The organism is Flavihumibacter profundi (genome assembly GCF_020076305.1).
Classification (GTDB): Bacteria; Bacteroidota; Bacteroidia; order Chitinophagales; family Chitinophagaceae; genus Flavihumibacter; species Flavihumibacter profundi.
In genome coordinates this window covers 398405-414750 of the sequence record NZ_JAIQXE010000004.1, presented here as the reverse complement: position 1 = coordinate 414750, position 16346 = coordinate 398405, and the positions used below count along the sequence as shown (strand labels likewise).

Genomic DNA, 16346 nt, shown 5'->3' with positions numbered 1-16346 from the left:
TTGTTATTTTGCATTTTCCTCAATCTTCCGGAGTTTGCTTTCATCAATAATCCGGATGCTTTTACCTGAAGCGCTTATGATTTTGGCGGTAGTCAGGATCTTTAAGAATTTAAAATCGGTTTCATAGGTTGTCCCTGAATAAGCTGCAATATCCTGTCCTTAACTTCCATTAGGGCAAGATTGCGCATACGCATTTCGGCCTTTTGCAGTTCGGCGAAATAGAATTGCATCAGACGGTAGGTAAAAGCATGGTCGGCCCTGAGTGTTTTTTCCAGGAAACTGTTTGTTATGAAGCAGGCTGTTGATTCTGCCAAAGCAGTAGCCGAAACAGGATAAAGGTCGCCGGCACCTATACCACGATGCCCAAGTATATCACCTGCCCTGGTAAAACGAATAATCAGTTCTTGGTCGTCTACCCATTGTTTGTGCACTTTTGCAGCACCTGAATAAAGAAAGTAGATACCATTTACTTTATCTCCTTCCTTGAATATTACCTCTCCTTTTTTAAAAGAGATCGTTTTTTTCCTTACAGCAATAACCTCTTTCCATTCAGGAATACAATGTTTGCACAAAAAACAACTGCTTAAATCACAGGTATCATCCTTCATCGCATAAGTTTAAGAACATTGCTAAAGTAATATTAAAACTATTAAAAATTGTCATAAAGCTATATAAAATATTGTAAAAGCAATATAAAAGTCGGATCAGACTATTACGCTATGGCAAGAATTGATGAAAGCACGCCCGTTTCCACATCCTTAAGTCAGCTATTCAGGAAAAATGAAGTACTCAGGAATTCGATGGTCAACGAAAGGGTTTTCTACCTGGGAATCCAGGCTGTTATAAATGCAATTCTTATCGGGTTTCTCGCAAAACTGCTGGTCTCACTTATTGCATTAATTATGAGTCTTGCTTTTTATGGGAGATTTTCACTGGATGTGGTGGCCTGCAATCGGAGCTATTGCTATTGGTTTAACAGGAAATTTTGCCCCAGGAACAATGGGTGTTGGTTATGATAACATTCAGGATTTGCTAAAAGGAAGCCTGCCTTATGTTTATACAACTGATATTCTGAAATACTACAGCAACCAAAAGCAGAAAGAACATAATTATGATTCGCCGAAACGAACACAAAAAATTATGGTGCATGGAAGAAAGCTGATAAAAAAAATGGGAAAATAGTAATTAACAGGTATAACAAATAGATAGATGGTTATAAAAAACTTTGTAATACCAACGCATGATTGCAGGTTGCATCCTTTGCCCCGTATAGTAAAGTTACTTTACCTTTTTTCATGTGCTGCTTTAACTCATTAACAGGACCGGGGTTTTGTTCCAGTTCCAGGATATATTTTTTGGTAAAGGCATCCATTTTTTTGGGGTCATGTGCAAACCATTTTCTCAGCGCAGTACTGGGAGCAATATCCTTCAGCCAAACATCAACCTGTGCAGCTTCTTTAGAAAGGCCTCTTGGCCATAGCCGGTCAATTAATATCCGCGTGCCATCTGTTTTATCAGCAGCTGCGTAAACTCTTTTAATGGTTGCTTTCATTTATAATCCGGTAAACGATAAAGTTATATAAACATCATTGGAAAAGTTAGGGAATAATCTATAATGGTGTTCTGCTTTCGATTTTGGAAATATTTTGATATTGTTTTTATAGTAGAAGAGTATAAACTCTTTTATTTGGCTTTCTTTAATATCTTCGCACGGAATAAAACAGCAAAATGGTATCAAAAACCTGTGAATATGCCATCAGGGCAATGCTTTTTATAGCGCAGAAATCAGTGAATGACGCTAAAGTTGGGGTAAAACAAATTGCCAGGGCGATAGATTCACCTGAGCCTTTTATTGCCAAAATATTACAGGATCTTGGAAAGAAAGGACTGGTTTTATCAGCAAAGGGGCCTACCGGTGGATTTTACCTGGACAATGCAGGGTTAAAGAAAAGTCTTGCAGATATTGTATATGCTGTTGATGGCGATAAGTTATTTACAGGCTGTGGTTTAGGGTTAAAAAGTTGTTCAGCAAAAATGCCTTGTCCTGTTCATGATGAGTTTGTTGTTGTTAGAAAGCATATCAAATCGATGCTGCAAAACGCCAAGCTGGGCGATTATAATACCTCTTTGGAATTGGGAGAAAAATACTTAAAAAGGTAATTTTTTTTAATATAAAAGAAGAGTAAAAGGTCTTAAACTAATTTATATGCAAGTTTGTTTTAAAGAAATCAGGCCCAAATGGTTATTACCTGCATTCATTTGTTTGCCAATAACAGTGTTGGCACAATCACAATCTGCCGGATTTTCGCCTTCTCCGGATATTATTGGCCTCATGGTTTTGTTGATGGTGGTGTTACTGGCTATTCTTTTTGCAGCACTCTATCTTTCTTTTGAGGTTAAAGGGCTTGTTGCAAAAATGAGGGATAAAAAGACGGGAAATAGTACCCATCAATTTGAAAAGTATCTTAAAAACATGAATAGCCGCCAGATTGAAATGGTATTAAAGCTCAAACACCAGCAGCATGGTTTACATAAGAACGCGCAAAGTTCAGGGAGCATAAAATCAGTTGTATTAATTGGCAATACCGCACTGGCAGCCTTATTTCCGGTTGATTCTCTATTTGCTCAAACTAAAACAACAAATGCAGGTATTTTCACTGATGGTGGTATCCTGATCACCATTACCCTGATTTTAATTCCCATACTGGCTGCTATCCTGTTGCTGATTATAAAGTTGTCCAATATGCTCCGGAAACAACGCGACAGGCAGGACCTTGATGATGCGGCTCTATTTGCGGACTACCTGTCTACCTTAACTGAGGAAGAAGGTACCGAAGTACTCGCAAAAAGAAAAGCTGCACTGGATTATAAGCTTACCCATCATGAATTATCCGGCGAAAAAGAACCGGATGATAAAAAAGGGTTGGTGGGCAATATAGAAACAGAAGGGTATATTAATTTTATTGCCCGTAAAAAGAAAGCGCAGAAACGACCGAACATTGACCCGCAATTATCGAAACTCATTTTGTGGTATTTTGGCTGCGCAGCATTATGGCTGCTATTTGGTACAACCATTGGTGAATATGTGGGTATCAAATTTGTGGCACCGGATGTAGACCATATCAGTTGGTTAAGTTTTGGCCGGCTTCGCCCTGTTCATACCAATGCTGTATTTTGGGGTTGGGCATCGCTGGGAATGCTGGGGTTGGGTTATTACATTGTTCCCAGGGTAAGCAATACCCCATTGGCAAGCATAAAAAAAGGATGGTATGCACTTTACCTGATCAATGCAGCAGTTATACTGGGAACTATATTTTTAATGGCGGGTATCAATAATGGAGGTGGCGAATACCGGGAATATATCTGGCCGGTCATGTTATTATTCGGTATCGGGTTGATACTTACCCTCATCAACTTTATTCAAACCATTGCAAAACGACAAACAAAGGAAATTTACATTTCCAACTGGTATATTGTTTCTGCAATTATGTTTGCATTAACCATCACGGCTGTAGCTTATATACCTGTCTGGCAGGATGGACTGGGGGAAACAATTATACAGGGCTATTACATGCACCAGGGCGTGGGCATGTGGTTCATGCTTTTTACATTGGGTATCGTTTACTATATGCTTCCACAGCAATTAAACCGGCCTATCTATTCTTATAGCCTTGGTATACTTGCCTTCTGGACACAGATTTTATTTTATACGCTTATAGGCACACACCATTTTGTTTTTAGTTCTATCCCCTGGTGGTTACAAACAGTTGCTATTGTAGGCAGCGTTGGTATGATAATACCTGTAGTAGCAGGTACCACTAATTTTATAATGACGTTTAAAGGAGCCTGGCATAAAATTGCAGGAAGTTATACCCTGCCTTTTTTCCTGGTAGGGATCATATTTTATTTTACCGGTTCGTTACAGGGAACGGCAGAAGCATTTCGTTCTACCAACCTGATGTGGCATTTCACCGACTTTACGGTTGCCCATTCTCATCTTACCATGTATGGTATCATTTGCTTTTTCTTATGGGCGGGTATGTATGCGGTGATACCCAGACTAACAGGCAAAGAAGCTCCCCAGGTAACAGTAGGTGCTCATTTTTGGTTAGCGTTAATTGGCCTGATGTTTTACACAGTGCCACTCATGATTGGCAGCACATTAAGGGGACAAATGTGGATTGCCGGAAAACCATTTATAGACACGGTGGTACACATGGCACCCTACTGGTTGTGGCGGGCTATTGGCGGCAGCCTTATGTGGCTGTCTCATATTTTCTTTGCTTACAATTTTTACAAAATGATAAGCAGGTATGAAACGGTAGACGTGAAAGAAGCAGCACTCGAAAAATTACAACTACAAATGACTGCGCCAGGTAAAATTGTTTAATCATTTATTATTACAGTACAAATGGAATTTTTCAATAATCATAAAAAGCTTTTCAGGACAGCGTTTCTGTTTTTTGCAGGGTTAACCGTGTTTGTTGCCATTCTTCCGGCACTCAGTAATCAAAAGAATAATAAACCATTACCAGCGGCAGAAGCATTAAGTGAAGATGCTGTAAAAGGCAAAAATATTTACATCGCCAATGGTTGCGTGGCCTGTCATACCCAGCAGGTGCGAAACGTGGATATGGATAAGGTATGGGGTACCAGGCCGGGCATGGCAGCAGATTATGCAGGCATACATCGTACAGATATTTGGCGAAATACAGCTACACTAATGGGTACTGAACGTACCGGTCCGGATCTTACCGATATTGGTAACCGCCAACCCAGCAGGGACTGGAACCTGGTACATTTATTTAATCCAAGAATCGTAGTAAAAGAATCTGTCATGCCAGCTTATCCCTGGTTGTTTTCTATAACAAAACAGCCGGCAAAAGGCGATGTAACAGTAAATGTTCCTGAAGCATACCTGAATGGCGAAGATGGAAAAGTAGTAGCATCAAAAGATGCACTTTATTTAATTGCGTACCTGCAATCTCTTAAGCAAACCAAACTGACCGGTGGAATATTGGCTGCCGATTTTTTATATAAACGTGAACAAAAGCAGGCAGGTACTGCCACTGCAGCAAAAGATATTGACGGTACTGCCTTGTACACCGCTAATTGCCAGAGCTGTCACCAGCCAAACGGTGAAGGGTTACCTGGTGCATTTCCGCCATTAAAAGGCAGCCCGGTAGTAAATGGTGATAACCTCGAATTGTATGTGGGTATCATCATGAACGGTTATGACGCCCGTGCAGACTACGGGGTTATGCCACCAGTGGGTACCAATGCCAATTTAAATGCTGCAGAAATTGCTGCCATTATGAACCACGAGCGAAGCGCCTGGGGCAACAATGCAAAAAAAGTAACAGAAGAAGAAATAAAGAAGATCATGGATTTTGTAAAACTGCAGGCTCCAAAGTAAAAACAGGTAATACGTACATAACATTAAATTAATTACAATGGAAAAGATAATGTTGATCGTTGCTATGTTGATAACAGGGTTAATGGCTTTTGCCTGCCCGACTTGTGAAAAAGCCCAGCCCCGGTATTTAAGAGGTATTACACATGGTGCAGGCCCGCAAAGCAACTGGGATTTTCTTATCATATCATTTGCGTCCGTTATTGTTGTCGCCACCCTTTTCTATTCAATAAAATGGTTGTTAAAGCCTGGTGAAAAATCAGTTACTCACATTAAACATTTGATATTAAATCTTGACTAATATGGAAGATAAAAGCAAAATAGTTGTCTTTATTGATGATGAAGAGCAGCCCGTTGCGGCTTTTATTTCTCCCGTAAATTTTGAGCTGGATACCCGTAAACTGGTGGATGGAAAGCATACACTTAAAATTGTAAGCAAAGATCCCACTGGTAAAGAAGGCATCAGGCTTATTCCCTTTGAAGTAAGAAACGGACCGGCTATTGATGTGGAAGGTATCCGGGAAAATGCGGTGGTGGATGGGGTGTTGCCAATAATGATCAATGCTTACGGTAAAGGAGACCAGAAAATATTTTTAATAGAAGGAAGTGAAACGCCTAAAAGTATTCCTTCCTGGGTCTGGATTCTGATCATTGGGTTTGCAGGCTGGGCGCTATACTATTTATTGACCTATTTATCACTGAAAGCCTAAGAGCTATGAAGCAGGATATACTTACTATAGAAGATGTAAAACTATTTGTAAATCGCTTTTATGATAAAATAAGAACAGATAAATTATTAGGCCCCATTTTTAATGAACGGATTCAGGATCGCTGGCCTGAACACCTGGAAAAAATGTACTGCTTCTGGCAAACAGTATTATTGGGGGAGCATACTTATTTTGGCAGCCCCTTTCCACCGCATGCTCAACTGCCCGTGGGGCATGAACATTTTGCAAAATGGATGGAATTATTCACCCCAACTGTTGATGAATTATTTACAGGCGAAAAAGCAGCAGAAGCCAGCTGGCGGGCCGCTAAAATGGCCGAACTGTTTGAAATGAAGATTGAGCACTACAAAAAGTCGGGTATTAAAAACCTGGTATAGGAGTGAGATACTTTATGAATGAGCAAAGAGATGAAATATCCATTACCATTATAAATGCCAGTGAAGAATATGCTGTAAAGACTTATTCGCGTGAATTCCGGAACCTGATGACACTGCTTAATAACCAGATGTACCTGGAAAATTTTGGCGCGTGTGGTGGGCAGGGCCGTTGTGCGACCTGCATGGTTAAAGTAGTTGGCTTAAGTGGTGATGCCAATATAATGGAAAGAAACGAAGCGGCTACTATTGGTAAAGCGGGATTATCCGGTAAAAGTATCCGTTTGTCCTGCCAGCTATTCATTAATGCAGACCTCGATGGAGCAGTGATTACGATTCAAGGGGAAGGATAATCATTGCATTTATCATTTGAAATGATGTTGCCCGATCCGCTGCAACCCTTGATACATCAGTAACTTGTATTCTCAACGACACTACAATCTATACCCGGTATGGTTTATCGCTGATACATACCGGCAATAACAGCTTTAAAGGACTTGATGAATTGCATGTGATGATGCCTGTAACTTTGGCTGAAGCTGACACCAATACCTGTTTGATGTCTATTTCAAAAGGATCGGCGAACAATATGGATATCAATTTAAAAAATTTGTAAAAGTATCATTGGACTATAACTGATGATGTAATACGAATAGAAAGAATTACCAGAAAAAGTCAACTATCGATTTTGTAATGGGTATTAATACAGTTCCACCTACTGGATAAATAGCTGGAGGTTATAAGATGGTTATAAGGAGGCATTGGGAAAGACGTAGGAAGACGTAGGATTACGTAGGATTACGTAGGATGGCAAATGCTGTTAATGACCGGTACCCTGGTCGCCATGTGTAAACAGATCGTATAAAACAGTTTCAATGGAAAGCGCTGTGTTGCGCAATTCCCGATATGCGCCAGGTTCAGTTTAGTACAGGACAAATAAAATGCCAGGAATTATCTGGCCTGGCATAGGTCGGTCTGCGAACAATAACAGGCTACGCGGTAAAAGCCCTTGTCACACTGCATTTTAGGCCTTCCGGCCAAAGCCCGGCGATAAGCCATCCAACGTACAACAGCATAGAATAATACCCAATTTCCTCGATAACTTCCTTCTTACCGCGCCACAGGTAAATTCCCATACCTGGCGTTCGATAAACTGTCAAAAGCAACGGCCACCCATAGACTGGCGCACCCCTTTCCCGAAGACCTGGATATGCCCGGTAAAAATGATTCGGCCCGATTTAATTGGCTCATTTACCTTAATAATTGGCTCATATATACCAATCATTGGCTCATTATGATATTTAATGGCTCACCTACAGGTAATTATAGCAAGAGGTTGAAAAATTATGGGAATTCAAGATAAGTATCCTGTAAATAATGGGTTTTTCAAATGGCGCAGGCCCCGTTTTTTATCTTGAATTTGTACCTTTAACCGCCAGGAACAAACCGTGATAAGCATTGCAGGACAAGATTACTACCTCATAACAAGGAATTAATTTGCAGGATAGTACAGGATGGATATATTACAGATAGTTAATATCATTGTCGCTTACACCGGCCAGGATTAATTTTTTTTCACCAAAACAATTCTTACTGACCGTTTTCAATGCCTTTTTTTTAAGCTAAAACTAACTTTATGAACTTGCTACGCCTTCCATTCAGGCCCGCGCCGGTCTGGCTTTCGCCTACAATCAGGGGTCTTTTCACAGTTTGGTTGACCTGTATTGTCTGCATTTTTGCCAATGCACAAACCAATCTGAATATTACCGGTAAAGTAATGGACGACAAAGGAAATCCGGTACCGGGAGCCTCAGTAGTGGTGCGCGGAACGAAAACCGGGACAAGTTCCGATAGTTCCGGAAATTTTAAACTCACGCTTCCTGGTGAAAAGGCAGTGCTGGTGATTTCATCTGTCGGTTTCAATGGAACAGAAATTACTGTTACACAATCCGGCCCCGTTGATATAACCCTGGTAAAAAAGGACAATACCAATGAGGAAGTAGTCGTGATTGGTTATGGTACCCAGAAAAAAGTAGATGTTACCGGGGCAATTGCTTCGGTTTCCGGCGACAAAATCAACCAGGGGATCAACCAGTCTGTTGCTAACTCGCTGCAAGGGCAGGCTCCGGGTGTAACGGTTATCCAAAACTCAGGTGAACCTGGTGGAAGTACAAATATTGTGATCAGGGGAACAGGTACTATTAATAACAATAGTCCACTGTATGTTGTTGATGGTATTATAGCACCGGATATTAATGGTTTGAACCCGGCAGATGTTGAAAATATTTCTGTTCTGAAAGATGCGGCTTCAGCTGCAATTTATGGTTCACGGGGTGGTAATGGTGTTGTAATTGTTACAACCAAAAAAGGAAAAAGAAACCAGAAAACAAATGTTTCGTTCAATACCAGCCAGGGTATCCAGAGTGCATGGAGAATGCCTGAAGCTTTGAATGCAGCAGATAGGAACATGATTCATAAGGAAGCCCTTACAAATGATGGTACACCGACAACTGATCCAATATGGGATTACTATAATAATCCCGATCATGCGGTTACCCGTACTGACTGGTTTAACGAAATCCTGCAACCAGGCTATATTTCCAACCAGGACCTGGCAATCAGGGGTGGTTCAGGTCAATCCAACTATTCATTCAGTCTTGGTTTCCTGAATAATGACGGTATATTAAAAGGCAGTAATTTTCAACGATATAATATCCGGTTTAACAGCCAGCATGAACTCATTAAAAACCTTACGTTTGGTGAGAATTTTTCCGTAGTGCTTTCTGATACAAAGACCGCAGAAACCAGGGGTGATTATGATGGTGTGTTAAGTTCTGCCATGTTTAATTTCCGTGATATACCGGTGTACGTGGATCAGGCCAATAAAATTTATGGAGCACCTTCCGGTGATTTTCCAAACCCGGTAGCTTCCCTCGACAGCCGTGATTATAAAACAAAAAGAGCGAGCCTTATCGGAAATATATACCTGGAATATAAGTTCCTGAAAATGTTCACAGTTAAAACAGATTTTGGATATGACTGGCAATTTTCAAAGAGTAAAAATTTTGTAGCCATTGCAGACGGTGGCGGACGTGGCCTTACACAAAACAGCCTTTCCGAAAATTATGCTACGAATAATGTCTGGGTATGGAACAACACGATAAGTTTTGACAAAACAATCGACAGGCACCATGTAACCGCTTTAGCGGGTATGTCTGCTGAGTCTGGTATTTATGAATATACCGGCGCAGGTACTGCACTTAACTTCAGCAACCAGGATCCGGCATTGAGGTATTATGACAATGCGGGCACCTTTCCTAACCACGCCAATGGTAGCGCTGATGATTATAGCCTGCAGGGTTATTTCGGAAGGGTGACCTATGAATTTGATAACCGGTACCTGCTGGCAGGAAACATCCGCAGGGATGGATCTTCCAAGTTTGCACCGGATCACAGGTGGGGTACATTCCCTTCTATATCAGGAGGATGGCGCTTATCAAATGAATCTTTCTTTCCACTGAAAGAGTCTGTATCTGAATTAAAAATCCGCGCAAGCTGGGGCCAATTGGGAAATGATAAAATTCCCAACTACCAATACTTTAGTACAATCAGCAGTGTGGGATCGCCAACTTTGAACGGCGTTCCATATACAGCGGTTGCACAAAACAGTATGGCGAACACAAACATTCACTGGGAAGTAACTACCCAAACCGACATTGGAATTGATCTGGGATTGTTGAAAAACCGCTTGCTGGTAACGGCAGATTATTTTGACCGCAGAACAACAGATGTCCTGGTACAGGTTCCGCTTGTTGCTTCTTACGGCGTAGGAATTGCTCCCTTCCAGAATGCAGGTATTGTATCTAACAAAGGATTCGAACTGGGTGCCACCTACAGGAGTGCCCCGAAGAGTAAATTTACTTACCAGGTAACAGCAAACGTTTCATCCGTAACAAATAAACTGGAAACGCTAGGTGTTGAAGGAAGCAATGAAATATTCGTTTCTAATTATAAGAATACATTAGTAGGAAGAATAGCGGAAGGCGAGGCAATCGGACATTTCTACGTTTTGAAGGCATTGGGTATTTTCCAGACACAGGAAGAAATCGATGCCTATAAGGATAAGAATGGTAACGTAATTCAGCCCAGCGCCGTACCTGGCGATGTAAAATTCCTGGATGCAAATGAAGATGGCGTAATTAGCGCTAAAGACAGGGTAAATGCAGGAAACAGTTTCCCGAAATTGTCTTATTCATTTAATATATCAGCTGGTTATTCTGGTTTTGATTTCAATATGTTCTGGACAGGCACCCAGGGAAATAAAATTTTCAATGGTATGAAACTGGGAGAAATATTCATGCAGGGAACCAGTTATAACAATGGCACTGATATCCTGGACAGGTGGACACCAACTTCGAAGAGCACAACAATTCCGCGGGTGACTGTTAAGGATTTGAATAGTAATAAAACATTCAATACCCTTTATATTGAAGACGGAAGCTTTTTACGCATGAAATATCTTACAGTTGGATATACATTCGGAGAAGACCTGATCGGTAAAAAAATAACCAAACTTCGTGCTTTTATTACTTTGCAGAACATGATTACAATTACTAAATATTCAGGCTTTGATCCGGAAATAGGTGCTGACGTGAACTCTTACAGCAATATTTACGGCGTAGACCGGGGCGCTTATCCCCAGGCAAAGGCCTTTATATTCGGAATTAACTTTAACTTTTAACAATGAAGCTCATGAAAAAATATTCAATCATCATACTGGCATTGAGCATGTTGAGCTCATGTAGCAAGAGTTTTCTTGATAAGGAACCACATACGTTTACCAGCGCTGTGTTCTGGCAAACAGCAGACCAGGCTGAGTCTGCATTGGCCGGTGCGTATACACCGCTCCAGGGTGAAGAAGCCCTGGGTGGTGAGGAATGGGCAAGCATGGAGTCCTTCAGCGATATCGGGTATGAGAATGACAATTATCCCGATTTTATAGCTATGTCTGAATTCAGGGCTAACCAGAATACAGAAAATGACCTTAGTCTTAACAGCTATACTGAATATTTCCAGGTTATTAAAAGAGCCAGCGATGTTGTTGCTAATGTGCCAAACATTACAATGGACGAAGCACAAAAGAAAAGGATATTGGGAGAAGCCAATTTCCTGTTGGGCTGGGCTTATTTTACGGAAGTAATCCGTTATGGCGGCGTACCGCTTTATGATCCGGCTAACCCGGAGTCACCTTTAACAAGGGCAACTGAGGCGGATACATGGGCAAATATCGAAAGGGTTTTACTGGAAGCAACAACGCAACTTTCATGGGATCATGAAAAAGGAAGGCCTGGTTTAGGCGCTGCCTGGGGTTTGCTGGCGAAAGCATATGCCTACCAGCAAAAATGGACAGAATCAAAAAATGCCGCTGAAACGGTGATTAATTCTGGTAAGCATTCCCTGTATCCTGTTTTCAGGGATTTGTTTACGATCGAGCATGATAATGCAAGCGAGAACCTTTGGGTACTCGGCGCAAGGGAAGGGGAATATCCGATCACCGGAACACTTTATTTACCCAATGATGTTTGGGGTGGGGCCCATGACGAGCCATTAGGAAATGGTTGGAGGCTGGTCAGTGCAACACAAAACTTTTATGACTCCTATGAAGAGGGCGATGAACGAAAAGCTGCTACTGTTGCCAAACGTAATGTTGATGTTGTTACGTACTTCGGTGTAACGGATGTACTGAAAGCGCCAAATAACCAATCACCGGTTGTTTGCGTAAAATTCCAAAGACCGTTTGAGCAGGAATATAATAACCTGGCACCTGGATTGAGTATTGCAGCGCTTCGTTATTCGGATATCCTCCTGTTGGATGCCGAAGCGATCATGAATCTTAGCGGTGGCGGACCACAAAACAGGACTGTTCCTGTAGCGGCAGCGGCAGTGCCTTTTAACCTGGTGCGTGAAAGAGCCGGCCTTGATCCAATTGCTGCGCCAACCTTTGATGACTTAATGTATGAACGTAAACACGAACTTGCATTTGAAGGTGGTGACAGGCATTTTGATCTTGTACGCTGGGGACTCGCAGCTGAAGTGTATAACAATTTACCGGCCGAAGGAACTTATAAGCCCAAGCGAACTTTTGATCCAGCTAAGCATCGGCTCCTTCCTTACCCGCAAAGTCAGATTGATATCAGTAATGGAACAATAAAACAAAATCCTGGCTACCAATAATAGATTGTTTCAAAACATTCATTTTAACAAATACCTCAAACGGGGAAAAGGTTCAACCTTTTCCCCGTTTTGTTAGCACCTGTACCTTGCCATTATTCTTCGCTGCTATAATTGCGCTCCCGTTCTTTGTTTTCAAACTAATTATATTCCTGACATCGCCATCGATCAGTAACCCGGTTTGTGAATAGGTAAGGGGCGTAAATTGACCAGTGCCATTTCCTTTTAATACAAGCCCTATAGAAGCATCCAGCGGCCCGGTCTGTACCCGGAAAGGATATAAGTTGCCACCTATAAGGAGATCTTTTTTACCGTCGTTATTATAATCGAATGGAATAATACCGTGTATTGCGCTAACCTGTGCTTCTAATGGTAATGGAATAATGGTGAAAGTATTGTTGCCGTTATTTTGCAGATAGATGGATTGCAGCATTTTTGCCTTGATCGTTTTTGATTTTGCCAGCTGCTCCTTGGTAAAAATATCTGATAGCCCTGCCTTGCCATATTCCTCGTAGCGTAAAAATTTTTGTTGTATTGTGGGAACCTGGCTGGCTAATTCATCTTTTGAATTCCATGGATAATTAACACCACCATTATAATAACAGAAAATAGGATTAATAACCCCCGGGGTGTAAAATGATCCATAGGTGATACTGATGGGTTCCTGGCTACTGGCTTTAAAAGGAGAGTTTAAGCCGATATTGCCTGCGATGAAATCAATATCGCCGTCTCCATCAAGGTCATCGGCAAACAGGCGACGCCACCAGCCATTGGTCTCGGCTAACCCATAATCAGCACTTTTATCAAGTAATGTTCCCTGCTGGTTAATGAATAGATGAATGGGCATAAATTGACCCACCACCACCAGGTCTTCCCAGCCATCTTTATTCATATCAACCCATACTGCATCCGTAACCATGCCTATCCTGTTCAACGACGGATAGTGCATGGCGTCTTCTTTTTCAAAATGAATTGATCCGGGGCGGCTTTTATTTTTCAATATATAACTCTCCGGTGCAACAGGAAATTGGCCTGGTGAATTCATACCACCTATAAACAGGTCCGGCAGCCCATCCTTATCAATATCTGCTGCCCGTGCACAGGCGCCACTTACCGTCTCTGCCGGTAAAGCGTTGTCAACTTCCCTAAAATTCCCTTTGCCATCATTTTCAAAAATCCTATCCTGGTAATTTTTACTGCCGGGCATATATTCAGCCCCACCGCTTACCAGGTAAAGGTCCGGATCGCCATCCCTGTCTGCATCAAAAAATAAAGCATCCGTATTGGTTATTGCGGTCTTACTATTCCATGGTTCACTGGGGGAAACAGAAAATCGACCATCCGGATGCTGCAGGTAGAGTTTGCTTTCCTGTTTCGCTGTTGCCCCAATAAACAGATCTTCCAACCCATCATGATTCACATCAGCCTTTGCCAGGCAGGGACCTGTTTTGGACAATTGAAAGGGAAGCAGGCTATTAACACTGAAGTCAACAAATCCGGATTCCTGGTGCGTGTAATCAATACCTGATTGTTCAGTAATATCTGCAAACATGGACTGATCTTCAGGAATAGTGTCGGCAACTGCCGCAATGGCCGTATTTTCTTTGATCACGAGTGTAGTGTCCGCTTTCAGGTTTTGAACATGCGAAACTTTCCCGCCTGGCCAGCGAACGGTTATGTCATTGACGACACTGTCTTTGCCAAGGCCAATGTGCATGACCGCGTCTACACTGGATTGGAAGCCGCGGCTGAGATATTGCTCCTGCAACTGTTTGGCACTGGCAGCGCTGATCAAAACTTTTGCCCCGATACCTTGCGTATTTTGCCGGTCACCTTCTAACCGGATTTTTAAAAAATGGGCATCTCTTTTTCCGGAAGCATTATTTTGATATAGGGATGCTTCACTATTCAGGTTATTAATCACCAGGTCGAGGTCGCCGTCATTGTCCAGGTCTGCATATATAGCACCATTGCTCACCATGTCTTTTTGTATTCCCCATGCCGCGGTTGAATTTGTAAAACTGAGGTCGTGATTATTCCGGTATATATAATTATGTAAAGCAGGTGTAGGCATCTGGCTGATTTGTTCCCACATTTTCGTTTTATCCTGTAAAGGGCTTTTTGATTTAGAGGAGTAGGTTTGCCCATACTTTACAAAATCGAGGTTTGTCATATCCCTCAGCACTCCATTTGAAACAAACAGGTCTTTCCAGCCGTCATTATCAAAATCAGCAAACAGGGGCGACCAGCTCCAGTCGGTATTGGAAACACCTGCAAGCTGGCCTATTTCACTGAATATCGGAACCCCATTTTTATCATTGCCATTATTCAGCTGTAAGGTATTTCGCATTTGCTGCCGCTGAAACCCAAGGCTTAAGCGGAGCATATATTTATCATAATTATCTGGGCCCTTCAATGTTTTTTGCCTGTAATTATCTTCGGGAAGCATATCCAATACCATTATATCAGGTTTCCCGTCATTGTTATAGTCTGCAATATCAGAGCCCATAGAGAATTCTGAAATATGACGGGCTGCAGTATTTAATACTTCCCTGAAACTTCCATTTTGGTTATTGAGGTAGAGGAAATCCCTTTCGTCGTAATCGTTAGTGACATAGATATCCGGCCATCCATCATTATTCAAATCGCTGATAGCGCAACTCAAACCAAAGTTCAAACCACTGCCGTCTATATTGGCCTGTTCACTGATGTCTGTAAAATGTCCATTATCATTTCTATATAAGCGGTTTCCAAATTTCGGGTGCCTCGTCTTTCGCAATTTTTCGGAATTGAAAAAGGGATTGTAAAACATGTCCGCATGATTGACCATAAACATATCGAGATCGCCATCATTGTCCATGTCAAAGAAATTCACCATTGTTGTAAAAGTACCCGGGGCATCGAGCCCGTATTCTTTTGCAGCTTCCCTGAAATGCGGGATCCCATTTGTGATGCCGGTATTGAGGTATAATTCATTTGTTCTGTCCTCGTCTGTGCCCGGTCCTGAATAACATAAATATATATCAGGCAGGTGATCACCGTTGATATCTGCTATTGCAATACCGGTTTTCCACTTTTCCCTGCTTTGAAACCCGCAGTTTTCCGTGATATCTTCAAACTGTAAATTGCCTTTATTAAGATATATCCTGTCAGGGCTCATGTTTGCTCCCAATACAATGTCTTGCAATCCATCACCGTTAAGGTCGCCAGTCGCCACACCACCACCGTTATATAGATATTCATAGGTGTCGATGTTGTAGTCTACAGTTTCTTTTATATCATTCCGGAAATCAATATGGGAATGACTTGCTGGTATTTCAGTAAACAAAAGCGCTGCATCTTTTTTCCCGGAACAGGCGTTAAGAACTAATAAGGTGAAAAGAAGATAAAGTGATTTCACTGTCGTTTGATTAATAGTTGGAAAGCTAGTTTTTTTAATAATAACGAAAAAATCACGGTTCGGTTCGTGAGTGCCAACCTATAAGCTCCCCCCATTATTTGTTTAGTGGAATCAGAATTATCTATTCGTGCATACTATCATTTTTCTTAACCGGCTGTTATGCACTATCATCAATTTCAAAGCCAAACGTTGAAGCAATG

At 41.6% G+C, this 16346-nt stretch carries 14 protein-coding genes; 10 read left to right on the top strand and 4 right to left on the bottom strand.

Going from position 1 to position 16346, the window contains the following annotated elements:
* Positions 1–3 precede the first annotated feature (3 nt).
* The gene (locus LAQ65_RS20030) at positions 4–96 is read right to left on the bottom strand and encodes a hypothetical protein (protein WP_224118990.1); all 93 of its coding nucleotides are present in this window, start codon (positions 94–96) and stop codon (positions 4–6) included.
* Positions 97–101: 5 nt separating this feature from the next.
* Positions 102–608 carry a Crp/Fnr family transcriptional regulator gene (locus LAQ65_RS20025; protein WP_224118796.1) on the bottom strand — a complete coding sequence of 169 codons (507 nt, stop codon included), beginning with the start codon at positions 606–608 and terminating at the stop codon, positions 102–104.
* Positions 609–719: 111 nt separating this feature from the next.
* Here LAQ65_RS20025 and LAQ65_RS20020 point away from each other — a divergent pair, with 111 nt between their 5' ends.
* Positions 720–1016 (top strand): hypothetical protein, encoded by a 297-nt coding sequence (locus tag LAQ65_RS20020; protein ID WP_224118795.1) that lies wholly within the window; start codon positions 720–722, stop codon positions 1014–1016.
* Positions 1017–1213: 197 nt separating this feature from the next.
* Here LAQ65_RS20020 and LAQ65_RS20015 read toward each other — a convergent pair whose 3' ends face one another.
* Entirely contained in the window at positions 1214–1552 is a 339-nt protein-coding gene (locus tag LAQ65_RS20015) for a DUF488 domain-containing protein (RefSeq protein ID WP_224118794.1), read from the bottom strand.
* Between the two features lie 176 nt (positions 1553–1728).
* On the opposite strand from LAQ65_RS20015, the gene LAQ65_RS20010 reads away from it, so the two are divergent.
* From LAQ65_RS20010 to LAQ65_RS19970, 9 genes are all read left to right on the top strand, one after another.
* On the top strand, positions 1729–2160 hold the full coding sequence (locus LAQ65_RS20010) for an RrF2 family transcriptional regulator (protein WP_224118793.1): 432 nt from the start codon (positions 1729–1731) through the stop codon (positions 2158–2160).
* Positions 2161–2206: 46 nt separating this feature from the next.
* Positions 2207–4390, top strand: a complete 2184-nt coding sequence (locus LAQ65_RS20005; protein WP_224118792.1) for a cbb3-type cytochrome c oxidase subunit I — start codon at positions 2207–2209, stop codon at positions 4388–4390.
* 21 nt (positions 4391–4411) lie between these two features.
* Positions 4412–5416, top strand: coding sequence for a cytochrome c (locus LAQ65_RS21285; protein WP_224118791.1), 1005 nt, complete (start codon positions 4412–4414; stop codon positions 5414–5416).
* Positions 5417–5453: 37 nt separating this feature from the next.
* Positions 5454–5714 carry a hypothetical protein gene (locus LAQ65_RS19995; RefSeq protein WP_224118790.1) on the top strand — a complete coding sequence of 87 codons (261 nt, stop codon included), beginning with the start codon at positions 5454–5456 and terminating at the stop codon, positions 5712–5714.
* Position 5715: 1 nt separating this feature from the next.
* The gene (locus LAQ65_RS19990; protein WP_224118789.1) at positions 5716–6123 is read left to right on the top strand and encodes a cytochrome C; all 408 of its coding nucleotides are present in this window, start codon (positions 5716–5718) and stop codon (positions 6121–6123) included.
* Positions 6124–6128: 5 nt separating this feature from the next.
* Entirely contained in the window at positions 6129–6518 is a 390-nt protein-coding gene (locus LAQ65_RS19985; RefSeq protein WP_224118788.1) for a group III truncated hemoglobin, read from the top strand.
* A gap of 2 nt (positions 6519–6520) precedes the next feature.
* Positions 6521–6868, top strand: a complete 348-nt coding sequence (locus LAQ65_RS21125) for a 2Fe-2S iron-sulfur cluster-binding protein (RefSeq protein ID WP_224118787.1) — start codon at positions 6521–6523, stop codon at positions 6866–6868.
* A 1283-nt stretch (positions 6869–8151) separates the two neighbouring features.
* Positions 8152–11256 (top strand): SusC/RagA family TonB-linked outer membrane protein, encoded by a 3105-nt coding sequence (locus LAQ65_RS19975; RefSeq protein WP_224118786.1) that lies wholly within the window; start codon positions 8152–8154, stop codon positions 11254–11256.
* 11 nt (positions 11257–11267) lie between these two features.
* Positions 11268–12749, top strand: coding sequence for a RagB/SusD family nutrient uptake outer membrane protein (locus tag LAQ65_RS19970; protein ID WP_224118785.1), 1482 nt, complete (start codon positions 11268–11270; stop codon positions 12747–12749).
* A 52-nt stretch (positions 12750–12801) separates the two neighbouring features.
* Here LAQ65_RS19970 and LAQ65_RS19965 read toward each other — a convergent pair whose 3' ends face one another.
* Entirely contained in the window at positions 12802–16146 is a 3345-nt protein-coding gene (locus LAQ65_RS19965; RefSeq protein WP_224118784.1) for a VCBS repeat-containing protein, read from the bottom strand.
* Positions 16147–16346: the final 200 nt, after the last annotated feature.